Origin of the sequence: Micromonospora sp. NPDC127501, assembly GCF_040302185.1 — a bacterium.
Taxonomy (GTDB): Bacteria; Actinomycetota; Actinomycetes; order Mycobacteriales; family Micromonosporaceae; genus Micromonospora.
Genome location: NZ_JBEORJ010000003.1, coordinates 571,242 through 595,436 on the forward strand (window position 1 = coordinate 571,242; position 24,195 = coordinate 595,436).

The 24,195-nt window shown below is 69.6% G+C and carries 18 protein-coding genes; 3 read left to right on the forward strand and 15 right to left on the reverse strand.

Annotated elements, in window-relative coordinates; genetic code table 11:
* Positions 1–233 precede the first annotated feature (233 nt).
* Genes ABTW72_RS09930 through ABTW72_RS09945 form a run of 4 tightly spaced genes read right to left on the reverse strand, consistent with a single transcriptional unit; the run spans position 234 to position 4,479 of the window.
* Positions 234–1,388, reverse strand: a complete 1,155-nt coding sequence (locus ABTW72_RS09930; RefSeq protein WP_350856636.1) for a serine hydrolase domain-containing protein — start codon at positions 1,386–1,388, stop codon at positions 234–236.
* Positions 1,389–1,391: 3 nt separating this feature from the next.
* Positions 1,392–2,216: a carbohydrate ABC transporter permease gene (locus tag ABTW72_RS09935; RefSeq protein ID WP_124860646.1), complete on the reverse strand. Its 825-nt coding sequence runs from the start codon at positions 2,214–2,216 to the stop codon at positions 1,392–1,394.
* Complete coding sequence (locus tag ABTW72_RS09940; RefSeq protein WP_350856639.1) at positions 2,213–3,166, reverse strand: carbohydrate ABC transporter permease; 954 nt, start codon at positions 3,164–3,166, stop codon at positions 2,213–2,215. The genes ABTW72_RS09935 and ABTW72_RS09940 overlap by 4 nt, the downstream gene beginning before the upstream one ends.
* Positions 3,163–4,479 carry an ABC transporter substrate-binding protein gene (locus ABTW72_RS09945; protein ID WP_350856642.1) on the reverse strand — a complete coding sequence of 439 codons (1,317 nt, stop codon included), beginning with the start codon at positions 4,477–4,479 and terminating at the stop codon, positions 3,163–3,165. Before ABTW72_RS09945 ends, ABTW72_RS09940 begins: the two co-directional genes overlap by 4 nt.
* 411 nt (positions 4,480–4,890) lie before the next feature.
* Here ABTW72_RS09945 and ABTW72_RS09950 point away from each other — a divergent pair, with 411 nt between their 5' ends.
* Together ABTW72_RS09950 and ABTW72_RS09955 are read left to right on the forward strand one after the other, a co-directional pair.
* Positions 4,891–5,916 carry a LacI family DNA-binding transcriptional regulator gene (locus tag ABTW72_RS09950; protein WP_350856644.1) on the forward strand — a complete coding sequence of 342 codons (1,026 nt, stop codon included), beginning with the start codon at positions 4,891–4,893 and terminating at the stop codon, positions 5,914–5,916.
* Positions 5,917–5,944: 28 nt separating this feature from the next.
* Complete coding sequence (locus ABTW72_RS09955) at positions 5,945–6,943, forward strand: family 43 glycosylhydrolase (protein ID WP_350856646.1); 999 nt, start codon at positions 5,945–5,947, stop codon at positions 6,941–6,943.
* Between the two features lie 64 nt (positions 6,944–7,007).
* Here ABTW72_RS09955 and ABTW72_RS09960 read toward each other — a convergent pair whose 3' ends face one another.
* The 6 genes from ABTW72_RS09960 to ABTW72_RS09985 all read right to left on the reverse strand — a co-directional run bounded on the left by ABTW72_RS09960 (position 7,008) and on the right by ABTW72_RS09985 (position 15,062).
* Positions 7,008–9,401 carry an RICIN domain-containing protein gene (locus tag ABTW72_RS09960; RefSeq protein ID WP_350856648.1) on the reverse strand — a complete coding sequence of 798 codons (2,394 nt, stop codon included), beginning with the start codon at positions 9,399–9,401 and terminating at the stop codon, positions 7,008–7,010.
* An 81-nt stretch (positions 9,402–9,482) separates the two neighbouring features.
* Positions 9,483–10,334 (reverse strand): sugar phosphate isomerase/epimerase family protein, encoded by an 852-nt coding sequence (locus ABTW72_RS09965; RefSeq protein ID WP_350856651.1) that lies wholly within the window; start codon positions 10,332–10,334, stop codon positions 9,483–9,485.
* A gap of 6 nt (positions 10,335–10,340) precedes the next feature.
* Complete coding sequence (locus ABTW72_RS09970; RefSeq protein WP_350856654.1) at positions 10,341–11,525, reverse strand: substrate-binding domain-containing protein; 1,185 nt, start codon at positions 11,523–11,525, stop codon at positions 10,341–10,343.
* A 12-nt stretch (positions 11,526–11,537) separates the two neighbouring features.
* Positions 11,538–12,521 (reverse strand): ABC transporter permease, encoded by a 984-nt coding sequence (locus ABTW72_RS09975; protein ID WP_091401048.1) that lies wholly within the window; start codon positions 12,519–12,521, stop codon positions 11,538–11,540.
* A gap of 2 nt (positions 12,522–12,523) precedes the next feature.
* Positions 12,524–13,495: an ABC transporter permease gene (locus tag ABTW72_RS09980; RefSeq protein WP_112585260.1), complete on the reverse strand. Its 972-nt coding sequence runs from the start codon at positions 13,493–13,495 to the stop codon at positions 12,524–12,526.
* A 55-nt stretch (positions 13,496–13,550) separates the two neighbouring features.
* A complete protein-coding gene (locus ABTW72_RS09985; RefSeq protein WP_350856658.1) occupies positions 13,551–15,062 on the reverse strand; it encodes a sugar ABC transporter ATP-binding protein in 1,512 nt (503 codons plus the stop codon).
* 520 nt (positions 15,063–15,582) lie between these two features.
* Here ABTW72_RS09985 and ABTW72_RS09990 point away from each other — a divergent pair.
* Positions 15,583–19,131, forward strand: coding sequence for a ThuA domain-containing protein (locus tag ABTW72_RS09990; RefSeq protein ID WP_350856661.1), 3,549 nt, complete (start codon positions 15,583–15,585; stop codon positions 19,129–19,131).
* Positions 19,132–19,220: 89 nt separating this feature from the next.
* On the opposite strand, the gene ABTW72_RS09995 is transcribed toward ABTW72_RS09990, so the two are convergent.
* The 5 genes from ABTW72_RS09995 to ABTW72_RS10015 form a co-directional block, all read right to left on the reverse strand.
* The gene (locus tag ABTW72_RS09995; RefSeq protein WP_350856664.1) at positions 19,221–20,213 is read right to left on the reverse strand and encodes an aldo/keto reductase; all 993 of its coding nucleotides are present in this window, start codon (positions 20,211–20,213) and stop codon (positions 19,221–19,223) included.
* Positions 20,210–21,085: an amidohydrolase family protein gene (locus ABTW72_RS10000; RefSeq protein ID WP_350856666.1), complete on the reverse strand. Its 876-nt coding sequence runs from the start codon at positions 21,083–21,085 to the stop codon at positions 20,210–20,212. Before ABTW72_RS10000 ends, ABTW72_RS09995 begins: the two co-directional genes overlap by 4 nt.
* On the reverse strand, positions 21,082–21,843 hold the full coding sequence (locus tag ABTW72_RS10005; RefSeq protein ID WP_350856669.1) for an SDR family NAD(P)-dependent oxidoreductase: 762 nt from the start codon (positions 21,841–21,843) through the stop codon (positions 21,082–21,084). The genes ABTW72_RS10000 and ABTW72_RS10005 overlap by 4 nt, the downstream gene beginning before the upstream one ends.
* On the reverse strand, positions 21,840–22,865 hold the full coding sequence (locus ABTW72_RS10010; RefSeq protein ID WP_350856671.1) for a zinc-dependent alcohol dehydrogenase: 1,026 nt from the start codon (positions 22,863–22,865) through the stop codon (positions 21,840–21,842). The genes ABTW72_RS10005 and ABTW72_RS10010 overlap by 4 nt, the downstream gene beginning before the upstream one ends.
* 106 nt (positions 22,866–22,971) lie before the next feature.
* On the reverse strand, positions 22,972–24,195 hold the full coding sequence (locus tag ABTW72_RS10015) for a mandelate racemase/muconate lactonizing enzyme family protein (protein WP_350856674.1): 1,224 nt from the start codon (positions 24,193–24,195) through the stop codon (positions 22,972–22,974).

Sequence of the window (24,195 nt, forward strand, 5' to 3'; positions counted from 1 at the left end):
CAAGGCGAGCTCCAAACGCGAGAGCGGCGTGAAGGCCATGGTGTTATCGCTAACAACGCCTGTCAAGACTATCGATGAAACGTGCCCGAAGTATCCCCGTAACACCTTCCGCCGGCCACAGTGGACAGACGTGCCAGCGGGTGACCGCCGTTCACGGGTCCGCCGGAGCGGGTGCTCCGGCGGGCTCCCCGGTGCCGACTGTGGCGACACCGGGGAGCCGCAACCCGGTCGCCTCAGTCGTCGAGGCAGGCGCGGACGGCGGCGGTGAGCAGATTGGCGCGCTCGTCGCCCATCCCACGCATCTGGTTGACCACGTAGCCGAAGCCCACCTGATGCTCGGCGTCGGCGAAGGCCAGGTTCCCGCCCGCGCCGTCGTGGCCGAAGCTGCGCTCACCCAGCAGGGGCCGGGCCGGTGGGGAGTGCAGCAGGAAGCCGGTGCCCCAGCGCTGCCCGGTGTCCGGCGGGCCGTGCCGCTGCTGACCACGCGAGCGAACCACTACCGCGTCGTCCACCGACGCCGCCGTGAGCAGCGGTCCGCAGTGGAGTTCCGACACACAGGCGGCGTAGAGGCGCGCGAGACCCTCGGCGGTGCTCACCGCGCCCGCGCCGGGAACCCCGGCGGCCCGGATGGCGTCGTCGTTGAAGCTGACCAGGCCGTCGGCGTCGGCGGGAAAGGCGAAAGCGCCCCCCATGGTGATGCCCCGTTCGGCGACCGGGTCCACGAACGGGTCAGGGTCCGGGGGCGGTGCCAGGCCCCAGGCGACGGTGTCGCTCTCGGCGGCCGGGAGCCCCAGCCAGGTGTGCAGGCCGAGCGGGCCCGCGACGGTGTCGGCGAAGAACGCGCCGGGCAGTTGGCCGGTGACGCGGTGGATCACCTCTCCGACCAGCCAGCCGTAGGTCATCGAGTGGTAGCCGTGCGCCGTACCCGGTTTCCACAGCGGGGCCTGCGCCTCGATCGCCTTGATGACCGGATCCCACGCCAGCACCTCGTCGAGGGTCAGGGGGCGGTCCACCGCGGGCAGACCAGCCTGGTGCGTGAGCAGCCAGCGCACCGGGATGTCCGCCTTGCCGTGCTGTCCGAACTCCGGCCAGTAGCGCGTCACGGGAGCGTCGAGGTCGAGCCGCCCCTGTTGGGCCAGCAGGTAGGCGCAGATCGCCAGGATCCCCTTGGTGCAGGAGAAGACGACGACCGGCGTGCGCGCGTCCCAGGGCCGCCCGGTACGGGTGTCGGCTACCCCGCCGTACAGGTCGACGACCTTGCGGCCCCGCACGTAGACGGTGACCGCGGCACCGACCTCTCCCCGGGAGGTGAAGTTGTCGCGGAAGACGTCGGCGACGGGCCCGAAGCGATCGTCGACGTCGCCGTGGATCTGCGGCTGTGTGACCACTGCCTACCCCTTCACTGACCCTTGGATCAGGGCCTTGATGAACTGTCGCTGGAAGATCAGGAACACGATGAGGGTCGGGGTGAGGATCAGCAGCGACCCGGCACACAGCAGCACCAGGTCGGTGCCCCACTGGCCCTGGAACGCTCCGAGCGCCCCGGCCATTGTGCGTTTGGTGGCGTCGTCCACGAGGACGATGGCGAGCAGGAACTGGTTCCACGTCCACAGGAACATCAGGATCGTCAGCGAGGCGATCGCCGGTCGGGCGAGCGGCACCTGGACCCGCCAGAACAACTGCCACGTGCTGCTGCCGTCCACCCGGGCCGCCTCGGACAACTCGACCGGCACGTTGGTGAAGTGTGCCCGCATCCAGAACACCGCGAACGGCATGTACAGCCCGATCAGCGGCAGGATGATGGCCCAGCGGGTGTTGAGCAGGCCGAGGTCCTGCATCTGGTAGTAGAGCGGCGTGACAACGGCCTCGAACGGCAGGGTCAGACCCAGCAGGAAGAGACCGAAGACGAGTCGGCCACCGGGCACCCGCAGCTGACCGAGCCCGAAGCCGGCCATGGTCGCGATGAGCACCGACACCGGTACGACACCGGCCACGATCAGCAGGCTGGAGCGGAGCAGGGCGCCCATGTTCGCGGCGGTGAAGGCGTCGGCGAAGTTCCCCCACTGCGGGTCGGACGGCCACTCGAGCCCGCTGGGCACTGTGCCCCGGGGCTGCAACGCCGCCGAGAGCATGCTCACGAACGGCAGCAGGGTGACGACGATCAGGGCGATCAGGAACACCCGGCCGGTCAGCTGTTCGCGTCGGCTCAGGTTCACGGCTTCTCCCCTCGGCTCAGGCGCTGGATCGGCAGCACACACGCCAGCACGAGCAGCATGAGTACGACAGCGAGCGCCGAGGCGAGCCCCACCTGCCGCTGCGAGAAGGCCAGCCGGTAGATCTCCAGGCCCGGCACCGTGGTCTGGAGGCCGGGGCCGCCGCTGGTGGAGATGTAGACGATGTCGAAGCTCGCCAGCGCCGCGATGATCGTGACGGTGAGGCAGACGCCGATCTCCTGGCGCAAGCTGGGCAGGGTCACGGCGAGGAACTCGCGGACCGGACCGGCACCGTCGAGGCGGGCGGCCTCGTACAGCGCCGGATCGATCTTGCTCATGCCGGTGACCAGCAGAATCGTGCAGAGGCCGAGCAGGACCCAGGCCCCGATGACGCCGACGGCGGGCAGCGCCGTGTCGAAGTCGCCGAGCCAGGCGCGGGCGACGCCACCCAGCCCGACCGCGCGCAGCGCCTGGTTGACCAGACCGTTCGACGAGAGCAGCCAGCTCCACGCGATGCCCGCCGCCACCAGGGGGATGACCTGCGGCAGGAACAGGATGGTCCGGACGACGGTGCCGAACGCGCCGGTGGTGATCCGGCGAACCATGCTCGCCACCAACAACCCGAGTGCGACGGGGATGAAGCTGAAGAAGACGATCAGCACGATCGCGTTGCCGATGATTTTCAGCAGGTCGCTGTCGGTGAAGACGGTCAGGTAGTTGTCCAGGCCCACCCAGCGGGCCACCCCGATGCCGTTCCAGTCGTAGAGCGAGTACTGGAGGGTCAGGACGAGCGGGCGCAGGACGAACACCGCGTACATCACCAGGGCGGGCAGGACGTACAACCAGCCGGTCCCGGCCGCGCGGGCCCACCGGAATCGGTGGGCCCGCGTCGGGGTGGGGCGGGTACGACGATCGTCGCGCCCGGTTGGTGCGCTGCCGAGGGCAGACGTCATCGGGACAGTTCCTTCTGATACTCGGCCTGGACCGCCTTCACGTACCCCTCGGGCGTCTGCTGACCGGCGATCAGCTTCTGCATCTCCGGCGTGATCGCGGCGGCGAAGATGCCGCCGGTCGCGTTCGCGGTGAAGTCCACAGCGCCGTTCTCCGCGCCGAGCTGCTGCGACGCCTTCAGGGTCTCGGCCAGCACGGTGTTCGGGGCGGCGGCCGGCACCGGCAGGTCACTCGGGCCGCCCGGGCTGGAGCCGCCGACGGTCACCGAGATCTCGCGGGCCTTGGCGTTGGTGTGCACCCAGTTCAGGAAGTACGCGGCGGCATCCGGGTTCTTGGCCTTGGCGGAGACGCCGAAGGTGTTGGGGGCGGACATCGCCACGTGCTTTCCACCGGGAGACTCGGTGGGGAAGAGGAAGAAGCCCACGTTGCCGGGCATCGACTTGTCGAGGTTGGCCGACTCCCAATCGCCGTTGAACATGAACAGGCCGTTGCCCTTCTGGAACTCCCCCACCATGCCCGCGTAGTCCAGGGCGTTGGCGTCCTTGGTGAAGTAGCCGGCCTGGGCCCACTTCTGAATGGTCTGGGTGGCCTTCAGGGCGGCCGGGGTGTCGAACGTGGCCCCCGGCTTCTGGAAGATCCAGTCGGCGACCTGGGTCGGGTCGCCGAACTGGTTCTGTAGCGCCTGGTGCGGGAAGTTGATGCCCGCGGTGTTCTTGTTGAACTGCATGATCGGCTGAACCCCGGCGGTCTTCGCCTTGGCGAGCAGCTCCTCGAACTCGGCGACAGTGGCCGGCGGCTGGGTCATGCCGATCTGGCTGGCCAGCTTCTTGTTGTAGAAGACGCCGGTGACGCTGTAGCCGAGCCCCATCCCGTACAGCGAGCCGGTGCCCCGGGTGTTCTCGCCGACGCGCAGCTGCATCAGCTGCGAGGCGGGGAACTTGTCCCAGCCGTACGCGGTGAAGTACGGGTCGAGGTTCTTGAGCAGGTCGTCCTTGACCAGGTCGACCATGGTCGGGAGCCGGATGATGTCGGGCGAGTTGTCCGAGGCCATCACCCGGGGCGCGTTCTCCACGATCACCGTGAACTGGTCCTCGCGGATGTTGAACTTGACGTTCGAGTGCTGCTTGGAGAACTCGTCGGCCAATGCCTTGGCCAGCGGGAAGCCGGTCTCCGCGTACATGTCCAGGGTGATCGGGTCGGTGCCCAGCTCCGTCTTGACGGCGGCATCGGACTTCTGGGTCGACGACCGGTCCTCGCCCGGCGCGCTGCAGGCCGTCGCGGTCATCCCGACCGCCAGCAGCGACGCGAGGAGCACCGTTCTCCGTCGCGGAAACTTTGTCAGCAAATCTGCCATTTCATGACTCCTCGACATCTCCACGCGTCCCGCGACCCATGGCCGCGCGACGGCTCCACCGGGACCACCGCGACCGCGCGGCCGCCACGACACGTACGCCGTGACCTGTCGCCCGGGCGCAGCACCCGTACCGTCAGCAGAAAAGAACCCGGCACGGCCACCGAAGGTGCCTCTGGATGCACCAGAAGTGGTCGCTAAACTGATTTAGCAGAGCATGCGCGCGGCACGGGAAGCTGTCAAGGACAACTTGGCAACGGTGCGGAAACGTCGGGTTCACCCCACGCCGACGTGACCGGCGCTCGATCCCGGACGGCGACGCATCATGATGGGCGGGAGCGGCGCCTGTGGCACCGCGCCTGATTCGGAGGACTGATGGGCCGCAACAGAGCAACACTCGCCGACGTCGCGCGGAGAGCCGGGCTGTCCAAGACCGCCGCGTCGATGGTGCTCAACGGCAGGGAGGGCACCCGGCTCTCGGCCGAGGCGCACCAGCGGGTGTTTGCCGCCGCCGAGGAGCTCGGCTACCGGCCCAACCTCGCCGCGCGCAGCCTGCGCACCCGCAAGACGGCCACCATCGCGTTCGTCTCCGACATCGTGGCCACCACCCGGTTCGCCGGCGACCTCATCCGCGGCGCCCTGGACGCGGCCCGCGAACGGGACCACGTCCTGCTCATCACCGAGACGCAGGGCGACGCCACCTTCGAGCAGTACGCCATCGAGGCCGTCCTGGACCGGCAGGTCGACGGGGTGATCTACGCGGCGATGGCGACCCGACGGCTGACGGTGCCAGCGGCCATCCTCGGCGGCCCGGTGGTGCTGCTCAACGCCACCAGCCCCGACGGCCTGCCCAGCGTGGTCCCCGACGACGAGGGGGCCGGTCGCTCCGTCGCCACCGCCCTGCTGGAGCTTGGCCACCGCGACGCGATCGCGCTCATCGGCCGCAACCGACTCAAGGAGGACGACCCGGAGGTCTCGCTCGCCGCCCGCGCCCGCCTGCACGGCATCCGGCAGACGCTGGACGAGGCGAAGGTCGGCCTCCTTGCCGAGTGTTTCTGCACCGAGTGGTTGCCCGAGCACGGGTACGCCGCCATGCGCAGCCTGCTGAGCAAGCCGAAGCGACCCAGCGCGATCATCTGTATGAACGACCGGCTGGCGTTCGGCGCCTACCAGGCACTCGGCGAGGCGGGGCTGACCGTCCCGGAGGACATCTCGGTCATCTCGTTCGACGACGACCCGATCGCCGCCTGGTTGCGTCCGAGCCTGGCGACCACGGCGCTGCCGCACGAGCAGATGGGACGACGAGCGGTCGAGCTGCTCCTGGACGGGGGCGCCGCCGAACCCTCGCTCGTTCCGATGCCCCTGCGCCGACGCCGGTCCCTCGCGCCCCCGGCCAGCTGACCACCGGCCCTCCGATCCGTGCGGCGGATTGTCATGGCCGACGCTAAAACGGTTTAGTGCTAGGTTTCCGACCATGCTTCGTCTACCCGACCACTGGGTGTGGGACAGCTGGTACGCGCGGGACGACAACGGCCTCTGGCACGTGTTCTTCCTGCGCGCGTCCCGCGCCCTGCACGACCCGCACCGCCGCCACCGCCGGGCCACCATCGGCCACGCCGTCTCGGCGGACCTGCGCTCGTGGCGCCTGGTCGCCGACGCCGTGGTCCCCGCCGACGCCCCCAGCTGGGACGACCTGGCGACCTGGACGGGCTGCACGGTCCGCGGGCCGGACGGACGGTGGTACCTGTTCTACACCGGGGTCGGTCGTGCCGAGGACGGGCTCGTCCAACGCATCGGACTGGCCGTCTCCGACGACCTCATGACCTGGCACCGGCACGGCACCGAACCGATCGTCCAGGCCGACCCCACCTGGTACGAGCTGCTGGACAAGGAGCTGTGGTACGAGCAGGCGTGGCGTGACCCGTGGGTGTTCCCCGACCCCGACGGCGAGGGTTGGCACATGCTCATCACCGCCCGCGCCAACAGCGGTCCGGCGAACACCCGTGGCGTCGTCGGCCACGCCACCTCCACCGACCTCGTCACCTGGACCGTCGCGCCGCCGCTGTCGACTCCGGCCGGCTTCGGTCACCTGGAGGTGCCCCAGGTGGCGGTCCTCGACGGGCAGCCGCTGCTGCTCTTCTCCACCGAGGCCACCGGCAGCGCTCGGCGCGACGACCACCGGATCTGGGTGGCGACCGGCGAGACCACCATCGGGCCGTGGGACATCGCGTCCGCCCAACCGTTCGCCCACCCGCACCTGTACGCACCCCGGCTGGTCCCCGGACCCACCGACGGCTGGTCCCTCATCGGCTTCCTCGACCACGTCGACGACACGTTCGTCGGGGAACTCACCGAACCCATCCCGGTCCGCTACGAAGCCGTGACCGGGTTGACAGTGGACCCGGTGAGGGCGAACGCGGCGCAGTAGACCGGACAGGTCCGGGCTGAGGCGTGTCGCCCCGGCCCGGACCTGTCAGCGCCCAGCTGCTACATCAGCTGCGCAGCTGCCACTGCTGGTTGGTGCCGCCGGTGCAGGACCACAGGATCAACTTCGTGCCGTTCGCCGTCGCGGCGCCGTTGGCGTCCAGGCAGAGACCCGACTGCACCCCGGTGATCGTGCCGTTGGCGTTGACGTTCCACTGCTGGTTGGCCTGACCGTTGCAGTCCCAGATCACCACGGTGGTGCCGTTGGTGGTGCCCTGACCGGAGGCGTCCAGGCACTTGGTGCCGTACACCATGAGCTGCCGGCTGGCGGTGTGGGTCCACCGCTGGTTGGTGGCCGCACTGATGCAGTCCCAGATCTGAGCCTGCGTGCCGTTGGTGGTGCTGGAGTTGCCGATCTCGGCGCACCGGCCCGACTGGGCACCCACGATCTGCACGTTCTGCGGGTTGGTGCCGCCGCCGCTCTGCACGCCAGCCGAGTTGATCACGGTCTGCGCACCCGACGGCCAACTGCCGTTGCTGACCGTGACGTTGCCGTTGACCACGTTGCCGCGGTCGCCGTTGGTCACGTTCGTGGAGTTGTTCGTCGACCAGTTGTTGGTGACGGTGAAGTTGCCCATGTTCTCCGCGTACCAGTAGTTGGCGGTGGCCCAGGTACCGGTGGAGGAGAACACGTTGTTACGGGCGGTGTAGTAGCGGGAGCCCTCGTCGAAGTAGAGCCCGAACCAGCCGTTGGTCCGCAGGCAGTAGTTCTGGTTGATGGTTCCGCCCGGGTTCGCGGACAGCGTGTAGATGCATCCGCCGTCGGTCATCTGCTGCATCACGTCGTGCACGTAGTTGCCGATGACCTGGTTGTTGGCCGCGGTGGTCGCCGTGGTGTAGCGCGGCTGGTAGTTGTACAGGCCCCGGTTCGCGTAGTGCTGGCTGCCGCCCGCGTCGTTGGCGCCCCAGCCGTAGCCGACCGACAGGCCGGTGTACGGCATGTTGTAGACCTCGTTGTACGAAACCGTCGCCGTGTTCACGTAGGTGGTCAGGATCGAGACCACGCCCCGGTACTCGAGGCCGAGATCGTGCACCCGGTTGTTGCTGATGGTGATGTTGCGGTTGACCATCCGCTGGTCACTCGGGTGGTGGGCGTCGGCCCGTACACCGCCGACCACGACGCCGCCGGCGGAGTTGCGGGCGATCTCGGAGCGGGTGACGGTGATGTTGCTGGCGCCCAGGCCGACACCGCTGGCGTGGGCGTTGGCGTCGTTGCCGATGCCGATCGCGGTCTGCCCGAGGTTGACGAACTGGGAGTCGCTGAAGGTGATGGTGTTGGCCGCGGAGACCTGCACGGCGGCGGGCATCTGGTTCCAGTTGGGCCGGGTGGCCTCGAACTGGGGGCAACCGGCCTGGCAGGAGGTCAGCGCGTCGGCCGGCCGGGACCAGGTGCCGGTGATGTGGGCGCCGGTCTGCTGGTCGGCGAAACCGTTGCTGCTGCTCGGGCCGAGCCAACTGGTGCCGGTGAAGGTGATGCCGCTGAACGAGATGTGGTGTGCCGGCGAGGCGAGGGTGCCGCCCACGTTGACCAGGGACTGCAACTGCGGCAACTCGACGCTGACCGAGCTCATGTTCTGCCCGGCGAGGGGGATGTAGTTGAGCTGGCCGTTGCCGGGGTTGAGGTACCACTCCCCCGCCGAGTCCAGGAACTCGTACGCGTTGGTCAGGTAGAAGGGGCCGGCGCGGTGCGGGCTGGAGAGAGTGTCGAACCCGAAGGTGTTGTTGTTCCACGCGGGCTGCTGCATCGTCAGGAAGTTTCCGCTGATGCTCTGCACCGGCGAGTACCGGTCGGTGAACGAGCCGACGCTCTCCACCTCGACCCGGTTCTGGTTGCCCAGGTTGTTGAGGTAGCTGAGCGCGCCGTTGGAGAACCGCATGCCGGACGTGGTGAAGGTGAAGTCGGAACGGTTCACGGCGGTGCGTGCCCTGGTGGCGACGGCGCCGTTGACGTAGAGCTGACGGGAGTCGAGCCCGGCGCCGACGTTGGCCCGCCAGATGTTCTTCCCGGAGTCGACGAGCGACCAGCCGGTGACCGCCCGGGCGCCGGTGATCGTCGGACGTGCGCCGGAGGCCGCCCGCCAGATCACCTGATAGCCGTTGTTGCCCGAGTCAGCCGCGGTGAACCGCAGCGGCGACGAGAGCCGGTACGCGCCGTTGGCCAGCTCCACGACGATGTCACCGGACATCGCGCTGTTGATCGCCCGCACCGCGGCCTGGGCGGCGGTCAGCGAACACGGTTGGCTGGCCGAACATGCGGTGCCGCTGCCGGAGGGCGACGCGTAGAGGGTGGTGGTGGCCGCGAGGGCCGGAGACGCCGAGGCGGTTACCGCTACCAGGGCGGTCACCGCCGTCGCGGCGGCGCCGGCCAGCAGTCGGCGCAGCGACGAAAGGGACGAGGACACGGGACGGTGCTCCTGACGTGAGAACGAGGTGGGGATGGCGGAGCGGCCTCGACCAGCGCGGGGGTGGGGGGGTCGGGACGGTCATCCGAGGATCTCCCGGAGATAGCGAAGGCCGTCCGTGGCGAGACGGTCCTGCGAGGGGGCCAAGGGACGCCAGATCGCCGCGGCGGTGGCGATGGCCTCGTTCTCCGCCGTGAACGACTCGATGCAGATCGCGCCCTGGTAGCCGGTGTCCCGCAGGACGGTGAAGAAGCGGGGCCAGTCGAAGTGGTCAGCACCAGGAGCGCCCCGGTTGGTGCCGCTGACCTGGACGTGCTTGATGTGCCGGCCGGCAACCGCGAGGGCCGCGTAGGGGTCGGCCTCCTCGATGTTCATGTGGTACGTATCGATCATGATGCCGACGTTCGGCGGTAGACCGTCGATCAACTCGACCGTCTGCTCGATCGTGTTGACGACGCTCGTCTCATAGCGGTTCAACGCCTCGACACCGATGCTCACGCCCACCTCGCCGGCCTGCTCGGCCACCGGCGCCAGGGCCCGCCGGAAATCCGCGTAGCAGGCCTCGCGAGCCGCCGCCGACATCCGCCAGGTGCGGCCGACCGAGGCGTACGCGGGGCCGCCGACGCATCCAGCGCCGACGGCCGCCGCGCTCGCCACGCAGCCCAGGAGGTACGCCACCGTCGACTCGACGACCGCTGGTGCGGCGTCGACCAGTTCCCGCCCCGGCGGGGTGACCGCACAGACCCCGGCGGCGACGAGGCCGTGCGCCGCCAACAGGTCCCGGGTACGGATCGGATCCCAGTCGCCGGGCTGCTCGATCGGCAACTCGACCGCGTCGAAGCCGAACGCGGCGATCCGCGGGATCAGCTCGGCCAGGGCCTTGTCGTCGACGGGCGAGGTCCAGACCCACGGGTTGACGCCGATGGCGTACATCGGGCCCTACTTCCAGCGCTGCGGGTAACCGGGCAGGTCGGTGCAGCCGCACATCGCGTAGTGCAGCGGTGGCATGCCCGCGTCGAGGTACTGGTCCAGGTTGTCCTGGGTGACGGTCGGCTGCGGCAGCTTCCACGGGTTGGACACCTGCTGGCCGTCGAGGATCCGCAGCGCCGCGATGATCGGCGTACGCCACTGGTAGGTCGGGTAGGTCGGCGCGATCGCGGTGAGCTTCTTGTCCTTCCAGATCTTCAGGAAGTCGAGCTGGTCCTCACCGTTCATCGGCGGAACGGGCTTGCCCGCGTCCTGGAACGCCTCGACCGCCGCGACGGCCACCGCTCCGGCGTCCATCCAGACCCCGTCGATCGTGCCGTACCGCTGGATGTAGTCGTCGACGATCTTCTTGGTCTTGGCTGGATCACCATCGGTGAACTCGACACCGACGACGTCGACCTTCGCCTTGTCGAACGCCACCTTCGCCGCCGACCAGCGGGTCTCCAGGACGTCGACGCCGGGCAGGATCCGCAGAGCGAGGACCTTGCCACCGGGCTTCATCTTCTGGCTGACGAACTCGGCCCCGACGTGGCCGAACCCGTAACCGCCGATGGGGTTGATGAACGTCACCGGGCACTTCGTGTCGACGCCACGGTCGAAGACGACGACCGGCAGCCCGGCCTTGCAGGCCGCCTCGACGGCCGGGGTGAGCGTGGCGGTGGTGTTCGGCGAGACGATGAGCGCGTCGCAGCCCTTGCCGAGCAGATCGTTGATGTCCGCGATCTGCTTCTGGTCCTTGCCCTCGGCGTCGACGTGCACGAACTCCGCGATGCGGCTCTTCTGCGCCTCGACCTCGGCCTGCATGGTCTTGAAACCGACCTGCCGCCAGGGGTTGTTCAGGGCCGCGTTCGAGAAGCAGATCTTGTGTGGGCCGTTCTTCTTGAACTTGGCGGTGTCGACCATCGTCGGGTTGAGCACCTGCTCCCACGGCTTGTCGGCCGGGCCGGTCGGTGCCGCGTCGAGCAGCGCCAGCTCGGCGTCGTAGTCGGCCTGCACGAAGAACTTCGACTGGTCTCCGGTGCCGGAGCCAGCGGCTGCGGATGCACTCCCCGACGGGCTCGCGGCCGGCTCGTCGGTGGCACAGGCGGCGAGGGACAGCAGGGTTACAGCGGCAATCGCCGCCATGGAACGTCGCACTATGGTTCCCCTTTATCTCGACGAAGAACGCGTTGCCGAGACCGCCACGGCGAGCAGGATGATCCCGCCCTGGACGGTCGACCTGAGGGCGCCGGAGACGCCGTAGAAATTCATGAGGGCGAACAGCAGTTCGAGGGTCAGCGCGCCGAGCATCGCTCCGACGACCGCGCCGCGCCCCCCGCCGAGCGCCACCCCACCGAGGACGACCGCGGTGATCGCACCGAACTCCAGACCTGCTCCGGCCTGGAACGACACGCCGCTGTAGCCGCCCAGGAGGATGGCCGCCACCGCCGCCGCGAGCCCGCTGAGGATGAAGGCGAAGGTCCGGGTACGCCACACGCGTACGCCGCTGAGCTCGGCGGTGCGCGGGTTGTCGCCGACGGCGACCAGCGTCCGGCCGAAGTCGGAGCGCATCAGCAGCACGGCCGCCACCGCCAGGACCACCAGGACCAGCAGCGCGTACGGCACGCGGCCCAGCACCGGCACGTCCTCGAACGCCCGCCGGCCGAACCGACGGAACTCCTCGGAGAGCCCGCCCTTCGGGGCGCCGTCCGACCACAGGTAGACCGCGCCGACGAGGATCAGGAACATGCCGAGGGTGGTGATGAACGACGGCACCCGCAGCCGTGTCGTGATCAGGCCGTTGACCAGCCCGACCAGTGCGCCGAACGCGAGCAGGAGCAACACCACCGGCCAGGTACGCGCCGGGTCGCTGTCGATCAGCCGGGCGGCGACCACCACCTGGGCGGTGACCAGGGAACCGACCGAGAGGTCGAACTCGCCGGACACGATCACGAAGTACTGGCCGGCGGCGAGCAGGATGATCGGCGCCGAACGACCGAGGAAGGACATCAGCGACTGCGGGGCCAGGAAGTCGGGCTGCCGGATGCCGACGAGCACCAACAGCACCGCGAGGATCGCGAGGATCGGCAGGACACCACCGGGACGCACCCGCGGCAGACGCAGCGGCAGGGAACGGGGCTGGACGGTCTGCATGGCTAGGCCGCCTTTCGCATGGCCCGGCGGGCGTAGACGGCGACCGCGGCGATGATGATGACGCCCCGGATCACCTGCTTGAAGAAGGCGTCGACCTCGAGCTGGTTGAAGATGGCGTCGATGCTGGCCAGCAGCAGCACCCCGCCGACCGTGCCGATGACGCCGCCGCGCCCACCGGCGAGGGCGGTACCGCCGATCACCACCGCGGCGATCGACTCCAGGTCGTAGAGGCCCTCGGTGCCGACGCGCGGGGCGCCCGAGCCGAGCCGACTGGCGAGGTAGATGCCGGCGAGTCCCGCGCACATCGAGCACAGCACGTGAGCGGTGACGAGGACCCGGTCGTTGCGGACGCCGGAGAGCCGGGCCACCTCCGGATCCCCGCCGACGGCGACCAGATGGTGGCCGAAGCGGGTCCGCGAGAGCGCGAACCACGCCGCCGCGGTGACCGCTATCAGCAGCAGGAACGACACCGGCACCGGACCGACGCGCTGGTAGCCGAGCGCCTGCACCAGCGAGGGTGCGGTGGTGCCGGCCGGACCGTCGTAGCCGTTGTCGAGGTAACCCTTGAGCAGCAGCCCGACGCCGAGGGTCGCGATGAACGCGTTGACCCGGAACCTGGTGACGAGGAGCCCGTTGAGCAGCCCGACACCGGCGCTGACGACCAGCACCAGGCCGATCGCCGGCAGCACCGCGCCGTCGCTGCCGTTCATCGTCTCGGCCGCGACGAGGGTGCTGAGGCTGATCACGTACGCCACCGAGAGGTCGAGCGAGCCTCCCAGGATGACAAGGGTCTGGCCCACCGCGACCAGCCCGAGGCCGGCGGCGACGTGCAGCAGACTCACCGTCGTGGACTGGTTGAAGAGCTGACCACCGTCGAGCAGGACGACCAGCCAGCCGATCGTCAGGGTCAGGGTCAGGGCCACGAACACGCCCGGTACGGAACGCCGGGCCGGCAACAGCGACAGAGCGCTCACCGGGTCACCTCTGCTCGCGACTGCGGGGCTCGCAGACCCGGCCCACTCCTCGCGCTCACTGGGCCGGCTCCCGCACGGCGCCGACCGCCAACGCGACGACCTCCTCCTCGGTCGCGCCGGCGGGCAGCTCGCCCGCGACGCGGCCGTCCCGCATGACGACGATCCGGTCACTCATCCCCAGCAGCTCCGGTAGATCGGACGAGATCATCAGCACGGCCGCGCCATCACGGGCGAGGCGGCGGACGAGGTCGTGAATGGCTGACTTCGCGCCCACGTCGATGCCCCGGGTGGGCTCGTCGAAGAGCAGGATCCGCGGGTTGAGGGCGAGCCATCGGGCCAGCACGACCTTCTGCTGGTTGCCGCCGGACAGAAACCGGATCTCCTGGTCGTCGCCGGCGCCGCGGATCTCCACGGCGGCCAGCAACTCGCGTACCCGGGTGGTCCTCGCCGCCCGGCCGGACCGGGCGGCGAAGACGGCCCGGCTGGCGAGCAGCGCGTTGTCCAGCACCGACTGCCGGGGGACGATCCCTTCGCCCTTGCGGTCCTCGGTGACGTAGGCGATGCCGGCCTGCATCGCGGTGCGGGGTGAACGCAGTCGGACCGGCCGGTCGTCGAGCGTGACGTCGCCGGTCGTGAACGGCGACACCCCGAAGATCGCGCGGGCCAGCGCCGAGCGCCCGGAGCCCTGGAGGCCGCCGATGCCGAGCACCTCGCCGGCGCGCAACTGGAGGCTGACGTCCCGCAGCTTCCGGTTTCCCGCGTCGCGAAGGTTGAGCCGCACCGGGCCCCGGTCCTCCGGGGCGGCCCGGTCCGGGTAGTAGCTGGACAGTTCCCGGCCGACCATGTGCCGCACCAACTCGTCGGCGGTGGTGTCCGCGGTGTCCACTGTGGTGACACGGCGGCCGTCCTTGAGCACGGTGATCCGACCGGACAGGTCGAAGACCTCGGCGAGCCGGTGCGAGACATACAGCAGCCCGATGCCCCGCTCCTGGAGTCGGCGCACCAGCGCGTAGAGCAACTCGACCTCGTGGTCGGCCAGCGCGGCGGTCGGCTCGTCCATGATGAGCAGCCGCGCGTCCAGGGCGAGCGCCTTGGCGATCTCGACGACCTGCTGCTGCGCGACGCCCAGCTGCCCCACCCGGGCGTCGGCCGGCAACGTCGTCTCACCGATCGAGGCGAGCAGCCGCGTGGTGCGGTCGAGCATCCCCCGACGATCGACGAGCCCACGTCGGACCGGCTCGTGCCCCAGGTAGACGTTCTCGGCGACGGTGCGCTCCGGGAGCAGGTTGAACTCCTGGTGGATGATGCCGATGCCGGCCCGCTGCGCGTCGCGCGGGCCCCGGAACGTACGTGTCGCACCGGCGAACTCGACAGTGCCCCCGTCCGGGGCGTACCCGCCCGAGACGATCTTCATGAGGGTCGACTTCCCGGCACCGTTCTCACCGACCACGGCGTGCACCTCGCCCGGCGCGACATCGAGGTCGACACCGTCGAGAACGCGGACTCCGAGGAAGGACTTGCCGATGCCCCGAAGGGTGAGAAGCGGCGTCGGCGGCGGATCTGACATCCCGAAAGCCCTCACAGACAGTAGTCATCGACAAGATTAAATGCCACACTACGGCGGCTTCGAGGCGCTGGACAACAAACTTTCGTACCAACAGCGAGGACTTACGTTCTTGCGGTGCAAACATTCCCTTGACATCCGCGAAACATCACACGTATGAAGATAGATGTTTGGATGCGGGTCCGCAATCCTCGATCAAGTCCGACCGCCAGGCCGGGTGGTGATTGACGGGCGGTGCCGCAGCGAAGGGGCCGAGCGCGACCGCCGTCCACCGGGCAGGACGTCGGATGTTACTTTCTGCATTGACAGTCTTCGATCCCTAGCTCATCCTGACCTCGTGGACCACGGGACGAGAACCACGGCCACCATCACGCTGTGTGACGTCCCGCAGGTCTGACTGCCGTTGCGGCGAACGGCATGAGGACAGGCCAGCGCGCCCGTGTTCCTCGCGTGTCCAGGTCAACCTGACGCGTCGTGGGACCCGTGGCCGCATTCCCTACGCCCGCCCAACCTAGGAGACGGCATGCGTCGTAACACATTGCTCATCTCGGTGATCGCCGGCCTGTTACTGGCGCTCGGACTCGCCCCACCCGCGTCGGCGGCCCCGGCCTTCCGCGCCCTGCTGTTCACCAAGACCGCCGGCTACCGGCACGACTCGATCCCCGCCGGGATCGCCATGTTCCAGCAGCAGGCGGCGGCGAACAACTTCGAGCTGGTGGCGACCGAGGACTCCAGCGTCTTCACCGCCAGCAACCTGGCGACCTTCGACGTCATCATCATGTTCCAGACCTCCGGCATGGTCTGGACCTCGGCGGCCCAGCGTCAGGCGGTGGAGGGTTACCTCGCCAGCGGCAAGGGCATCGTCGGCATCCACAACGCCACCGACATGGGCATCGACACCGAGTACCCGTGGTGGGACCAGACCATCAACGGCGGCGCCCACATGCCCGAGCACTCCCCCGGCGTGCTGCCCGGCACCGCCATCGTCGCCGACAAGCAGCACCCGTCGACGGCCGGTCTGCCGGATCGGTGGAACCGCAGCGAGGAGTGGTACAACTTCGACACCAACCCGCGCGGCAAGGTGCACGTTCTGGTGACCGCCGACGAGCGCACGTACAACCCGGGCTCCCGGGCAATGGGCCCGGACCACCCGATCTCCTGGTGCCGCAACACCGCCGGCGGGCGGGTGTGGGCCACCGCGATGGGCCACGCGATCGCCTCCTACAGCGAGACGAACTTCCAGAACCACGTTCTCGGCGGCGTGAAGTGGGCCGCCGGTAACGTCCCCGGTGACTGCGGCGGCACCGTCTGGGGCAACTTCGAGAAGCGCACCCTGGACGACAACACCGTCGACCCGATGGCGATGGCTGTGGCCCCGGACGGACGCGTGTTCTACGTCCAACGCGGCGGGCAACTGAAGATCTTCAAGCCGTCCACCAACAGCACGGTCACCGCCGGCACGCTGAGCGTCTACACCGGCGGCGAGGACGGCCTCACCGGCATGGCACTGGACCCCAACTTCGCCACCAACGGGTACGTCTACCTGTACCACTCGCCGGCCAGCAGCTCGACCGACATCAACCGCGTCTCCCGCTACACCCTCAGCGGCGACACGCTGAACATGTCCAGCGGCGTGACGATCATCGACATCCCGGCGTACCGGGACCGGACGTTCCCGGAGCCCGGCCACACCGGCGGCTACATCGAGTTCGGTCCGGACGGCAACCTCTACATCGGCACCGGCGACGACACGCCGCCGAACCTCGACCCGAACTGGCAGGGCTACGCCCCGCTGGACTGGCGCTCGGGCAAGTCCAACCTGGACGCCGCCCGGACCGCTGGCAACACCAACGACCTGCGCGGCAAGCTGCTGCGTATCCGCCCCGGGGCCAGCGGCAGCTACACGATCCCGAGCGGCAACCTCTACCCCCAGGGCACGGCGCAGACCAAGCCGGAAATCTACGCGATGGGCTTCCGCAACCCGTTCCGTTTCTCGATCGACGCGGCCACCGGCTGGGTCTACCTGGCCGACTACGGGCCGGACCGCAACCCGCCCACCACCAACCGGGGCCCCGAGGGCCTGGTCGAGCTGAACGTGATCAAGACGCCCGGCAACTACGGCTGGCCGTTCTGCCACGGCAACAACCAGCCCTACGCGCCGTTCAACCCCGACACCGGCGTCGTCGGCGCGAAGTTCAACTGCTCCGCGCCGGTCAACAACTCGCCCAACAACACCGGCCTGGTGAACCTGAAGCCTGTCGTCATGCCCAACATCTGGTACGGCTACCCCGCCTCGACGACCTTCCCGGAGCTCGGCTCCGGCGGCTCCGCGCCGATGGGCGGCCCGGTCTACCGGTACGACGCGGCGAACCCGTCCGCGACGAAGTTCCCGCCCTACTACGACGGCGTGCACTTCTTCTACGAGTGGTCGCGCAACTACATCAAGGAGGTGCACTTCGACTCCTCCTCGGCGGTGACCCGCACCAACCCGTTCCTGCCCGGCGGCGGCTTCAACAAGCCGATGGACATGGAGTTCGGCAAGGACGGCTCGCTCTACCTGCTGGAGTGGGGCACCAACTTCGGCGGCGGCAACAGCGACTCCGGGCTCTACCGGATCGACTACATCCAGGGCGGCCGGTCACCGATCGTCAAGGCCACCGGCACACCCACCAGCGGCACCGCACCGCTCACCGTCCAGTTCAGCAGCGCGGGCACGTCCGACCCGGACGGCAACACGCTGAGCTACCTGTGGACGTTCGGCGACGGCACCACCTCGACGGCGGCCAACCCGTCGAAGACGTACACCTCCAACGGCAACTACACGGCCCAGTTGAAGGTCACCGACAGCACCGGTAAGACCGGCTTCGCCAACGTCCCGATCACCGTCGGCAACAGCGCCCCGGTGGTCACCATCACCACACCGGGCAACGGAGGCATGCTGACCTTCGGCGACAAGGTGTCGTACCAGATCACCGTGACCGATCCCGACGGCGGCACTGTCGACTGCTCGAAGGTCATCCTCAACCCGGCGCTGGGTCACGACGACCACGCTCACGAGACCACGGAGTACCCGGGCTGCTCGGGCACCATCTCCACCGACCTGCTCGGTGGGCACCCCGATGGCGCCAACCTGTTCTACGTGCTGAACGCGCGGTACACCGACAACGGCGGCTCGGGAGGCGGGTCCCCGCTCACCGGCACGGCGCAGGCGATCCTGCAACCGAAGCACAAGCAGTCCGAGTACTTCAGCAGCCAGTCCGGCATCCGGGTCGTCGACCAGGCCGCCGCGGAGAGCACCAAGCGCATCGGTGACATCTCCACCAACGACTGGATCGCGTTCAACCCGATGAACCTGTCGGGCATTTCGACGGTCAGCTACCGGGTGTCGTCGCCTTCCGGTGGCGGTTCGATCGAGCTGCGCGCCGGCTCGCCGACCGGCACCCTGCTGGCCACCACCACGGTGCCCAGTACGGGCGGCTGGGACAACTACCAGTCCACGACTCCGGTGAGCGTCGCCGCGCTCACCGGGACACAGACGCTCTACATGGTGTTCAAGAACAGCAGCAACTCGTTCGATCTGGACTCGCACACCTTCGGCGGCAACGGCGTCGGAACACCCGGTACCGGCACCGGCGGTGGCCTGGCGGGGAAGACCTACACGGTCACGGCACAGCACAGCAACAAGCTGATGGACGTCAGCGGTGTCTCCACCGCCGACGGCGCCCAGATCACCCAGTGGGCGTCCACCGGTGGCAACAACCAGAAGTGGCAGGCGGTCGACGCCGGCAGCGGCGCGGTCTACCTGAAGGCGGTGCACAGCGGCAAGTGCGTCGAGGTGGTCGGCAGTTCCACCGCGGCGGGTGCCTTCCTCCAGCAGGCCACCTGCAACAACGGCAACCAGCAGAAGTTCACCGCCACCGCGACGGGTACCTCCGGCGTGTACACGGTGCGCAACGTGCTGAGCGGGCTCTGCGTGGACGTCAACGGTGCCGCCACCACCGACGGCGCGCGGCTGTTGCAGTGGACCTGCCACAGCGCCGCCAACCAGCAGTGGCGGTTCACCGCAGTGTGACCCCGCGGCTGTCGCCGTAACAGGTGACGTCCCGGTCGGGACCGGTATCCGGGTAACGGAGCCGATCCCGGCCGGGACGTCGTCGTCGATCAGGCAGGTCGTCCGGGCGGCACGGCGAGCAGCCCGTCCGCCGCCAGGTCGTCCCACAACTCCTCCGGCACGACGATCCCGGACCGTCGCACCGTCTCGACCGCCTGCGCCTCGTTGCGGACGCCGACAACCGTCGACACCACGGCCGGGTGCCGGCGGACGAAGGCGAGGGCCGCCTGCGGCAGGGTCACCCCGTACGTCTCGCAGACCGTGGCGATCCGCCGCGCCCGCTCGATCAACGCCGCCGGAGCCTGCTGATAGTTGTAGACGGCGTCGGCCGGCGGCCGGTCCCGCGAGAGCAGCCCCGAGTTGTAGACGCCCGCGATGACCACGCCCACCCCCCGGTTCTCGGCGGCCGGCAGCAGGTCGGCGGCCGCGCCCTGTTCGAGCAGGGTGTACCGCCCGGCGCACATCATCACGTCGACGTCGGTCTCCCGGACGAACCGAGCCAGCATCGCCGACTGGTTCATGCCGGCGCCGACGGCGCCCACGACGCCCTGGTCCCGCAGGTCGATCAGGGCGGGTACGGCCTCGTGTGCGGCCTGCTCCCAGTGGTCGTCCGGGTCGTGCAGGTAGACGACGTCGATCCGGTCCAGCCCGGTCCGTTCCAGGCTGGCCTCGATGGAGCGGAGCACGCCGTCGCGGCTGAAGTCCCACACCCGCCGGTGGGTCGCTGGCACATCGAACCCGTCGGAATCCCGCAGGTGCGCGTCCTGGGGCGACGGCGCCAGAAGTCGCCCGACCTTCGTCGACACCACGTACTCGTCGCGCGGCCGTTGGCGCAGTGCGGCGCCGAGGCGGCGCTCGGACAGCCCGAGACCGTAGTGCGGCGCCGTGTCGAAGTACCGGACGCCCGCCTCCCAGGCGGCGTCGACCGCCGAGGCGAACTCCTCGTCCGTCGTCGTCCGGTACAGGTTGCCCCCCTGGGCCGCGCCGAAGCCCAGCTCGGTGAGCCGTAGCTGCGGGCGGCGCGGCAGTGCACGCGCCATCATGACGGCTCCAGCCGGTAGACGCGACGTGCCGTCTCGCCCCAGACCGCCGCCCGGCCGGTCCCGTCCTGGCCCTCCAGCAGCTCCGCCACTGTGTCGACCCACCGCTGGTACGAACTGGCGAGCAGACAGACTGGCCAGTCCGAGCCGAACATCAGCCGGTCCGGCCCGAACGCGTCGAGGGCGTCCTCGACGGCGGGTCGAAGGTCAGCCGGCGTCCAGTGCGCGAGCGGCACCTCCGTCACCAGCCCGGAGAGCTTCGCCGTCGTGTTGGGCGAGGCCGCCAACGACCGCAGGTCCCGGCTCCACTCGGCCATCTCGGGGCTGCCGAGCGCGGGCTTGCCCAGGTGGTCGAGGACGAAGCTCACCTCGGGCAGGTCGCGCGCGAGACGCGCGGCCATGGGGAGCTGGTGTTGGCGTACCAGCAGGTCGAAGACGAGGCCGGCGGCGCCCACCGCCGCGATCCCCCGACGGACGTCGGGACGGTCCAGGTACGCCGGGTCGCTCTCGGACTGCACGAGGTGACGGATGCCGACGAGGCGTTCCCCACCTCGGGCGGCCCGCAGACCGTCGAGGCGCTGCGCAACGTCGTCGGCGGTCAGGTCCACCCAGCCGACGACTCCACGGACCAGAGTGTCCTCGGCCGCCACTCCCAGCAGGTCGACCGTCTCCGTGTCGGAGGCGACGGACTGCACCACCACTGTCGCGGTGACCCCGGCCGCCCCTGCCAGCGGCGCGAGATCGGCGGGTTCGAAGTCGGCGTCGATGGCCGCCATGGTCACCGGGTCGATCCACGGCTGCGGGTGCCGGGCGCGAACCCAGAGGTGGTGGTGCGCGTCGACGATCCCGGCCCCGGGCTCCTGTGCGCCCATCATCGGCCCAGCCAGCCGCCGTCAACGGGCAGCACGACGCCGTTGACGTAGTCCGACGCGGTCGACGCCAGGAACACCGTGGCGCCGCCGAGATCGTCGGCCCGGCCCCACCGCCCGGCCGGGATCCGGCCGAGGATCGCCTCGTTGCGGTCGGGGTCGTCGCGCAGCGCCTGGGTGTTGTCGGTGGCGATGTAGCCGGGCGCGATGGCGTTGACGTTGACCCCGCGGGCCGCCCACTCGTTCGCCAGCGCCTTGGTGAGGCCAGCCACGCCCGACTTCGACGCGGCGTAACCGGGGACGGTGATGCCGCCCTGGAAACTCAACAGCGACGCGGTGAAAATGATCTTCCCTCGGCCGCGCTCGACCATCGTCCGGCCGATCTCCCGGCTGAGGATGAACTGGCTGCTGAGGTTCACCTCGATCACGTGGTCCCACATCTCGTCCGGGTGCTCGGCGGCCGGGGTCCGGGCGATCGTGCCGCCGTTGTTCACCAGGATGTCGACCGGCCCGAGAGCGATGATGTCGCCGGCCAGCCGGCGCACGGCCGCCCGGTCGCCGAGGTCCGCCCGCAGCGCGGTGAACCGACGGCCGGCGGCGCGCACCCGGCGTTCGACCTCGCTGCCCTCCGCCTCGAGCTGGGCGGAGACGCCCACGATGTCGGCGCCGGCCAGGGCCAGGGCCTCGGCCATGGCGAGGCCGATACCGCGCCGCGCCCCGGTCACGACGGCGGTCTGGCCGGACAGGTCGAACAACGCCGTCACTGGTTACCCTCCCGCACATCGAGCAGCACCTTCATGACGCCGCCACCCTCCAGCGCCTCGAAGGCCGCGCTCGCCGCCTCGACCGGCTCGACCCGGGAGATCAGCTGCCGTGCCGGGATCGCACCCGAGGCGACCAAGCGGATCGCCTCCACCATGTCGTCGCGCTGATACAGCCGGGCACCCAGGAGTTCCAGCTCGCGCCAGAAGAACCGGTGCAGGTTGACCTCGCGGGGCTGAGGATGGATCGCCACCATGACCAGCCGCCCGCGAGTGGTGAGGACGTCGACCGCCGTGGTGACGCCGGCCGGGGAGCCGGACACCTCGAAGGCGATGTCGGCGCCCGCGCCATCGGTACGGTCGTTGACCAGCGCCACGACGTCGGTCGCTCGCGGGTCGACGGCCTCGATCCCGATCCCCTCCGCCACCTGGCGTCGGAACGGGTCCGGCTCGACGAGGAGCACCCGCGCGCCACGACCCCGCGCGACGATGGCGATCAGGACGCCGACCGGCCCACCACCGACCACGACCACCTGGTCGTCGGCGGTCACGTTCCCCCGGCGTACGTCGTGCACGGCGACCGCCACCGGTTCGACGAGCGCCGCGTGGTCGAGCGGCAACTCCTCCGGAAGCGGCAGGACCAGCTCCACCGGCACCGTCCAGGAGGACTGCATGGAACCCGGTGAGTCGATGCCGAGGAAGTTCATCGCGTGGCAGACGTGGGAGTTGCCCCGCTGGCAGGCGGCGCAGCGTCCGCAGGGCCGGGTCGGCATCACGGTGACGGCCTGGCCGATGCGCCAGCCGGTCACGCCCTCGCCGACCGCCGCGATCCGCCCGGACATCTCGTGCCCGATGATCGCGGAGTCACCAACGCGGGCGTCCATGTCCCCGTGGTAGATGTGGAGATCCGTACCGCAGATGCCGGTGTACGCCACCTCGATCCGTACCTGGCCGGGACCCGGTGGCTCCGGGTCCCGGTTCTCGATTCCGAGGTCTCGCGCTCCCCGGTAGACGACTGCCTTCATCGTTCCTCCGTCTCGACGGTCGGTACGTCGGTCGTGCCGACCGGGCATGGTCGTGGGTGCATCGCCGTCGCGATGCACCCACGCCTTTCCTGTTCTGGTGGTCAGCTCAGTGCCGTACGGTCGGCGACACCTCGTTGCGGGAGTTCAGCGACACGACAGGCACCTGGCCGGTGGGGATCACCCCGTCGACTCCGGCCAGCAGCCGTCGTCCGGCCCGCTCCGGCCGGACGTTGGGGCTGTCGGCCGTCTGCGCCTGCGGGCGGCGGTTGACCGCCCGGATCCGCTCCTCGTCCACCCGGACCCCTAGCCCGGGTGCGTCGCCGAGGATGAAGGCGCCGTCCTCGACGTGCAGGTCGATGGAGACACCAACGGGTGTGTGCAGGTCCTGCAACTCGCTCGTCAGGTGGTTCGGCACCGAGGTCGCGGCGTGCAGCAGCCCGACCGGGCTGTTGCCGATCGGGCTGACCGGCAGGTCGTGGGCGTGGGCCAGGGCGGACGCCCGCAGGAAGTGGGTGACCCCCCAGACGGCCGCCATCTGGACGATGTCGACCGCGCCGGCGGCGATCAGCGGACGGTACTGTTCGAGCCCGGTGAGGTTCTCACCGGTCGCGACCGACGCGGACACGCCTCGGCTGACCGCGGCGAGACCCTCGGCGTCCCAGCGCCGGACCGGCTCCTCGATCCAGATGAGGTCCAGGGTGCGTTCCAGTTCGCAGACATGCCGGACCGCCTGCTTGCGGGTCCACACCTCGTTGACGTCGAGCATCAGGCCCGGCCGTCGACCGTGTCCGGCCTCGGTCAGGACATCCCTGACCAGGCTCAGGCGATGCCGATCGCGCTCGATGTCGAGGCCGCCCTTGAGCTTGGCCGCTCGCAGGCCGCGGCTCGCGTAGACCTCGTACTCCGCGACGAGTTCGTCGTCGGTGAGCCCGATGTCCAACCCGGACGCGTATGCGGTGACCCGCCGGTCCCGTCCGCCCAGCAACCGCCACAGCGGTTCGCCGACGGCCTGCGCCTTGATGTCCCACAGTGCGGTGTCCAGAGCACCGATGGTGCCGAACACCGGCCCGGCGTGGCCCGCCTTGAACGTGTGCCGCAACATGCGGTCGTACAGGGACGTCACGGCCCGGGGGTCTTCACCCTCGATGGCTGGAAAGATCCGCTCGATCTCGACGTGCGGCCCGAGGCCGACTCCCGAGATGCCCTCGTCGGTGTCGACGATGACGATCGAGACCGGGACCACCCCGTCGGAGAAGACCCCGTTGGCGTCGCCGACTGGTCGGCCCCATTCCTGAACCGTGGAGAGCGTCCGATATCCCGTGATCCGCAT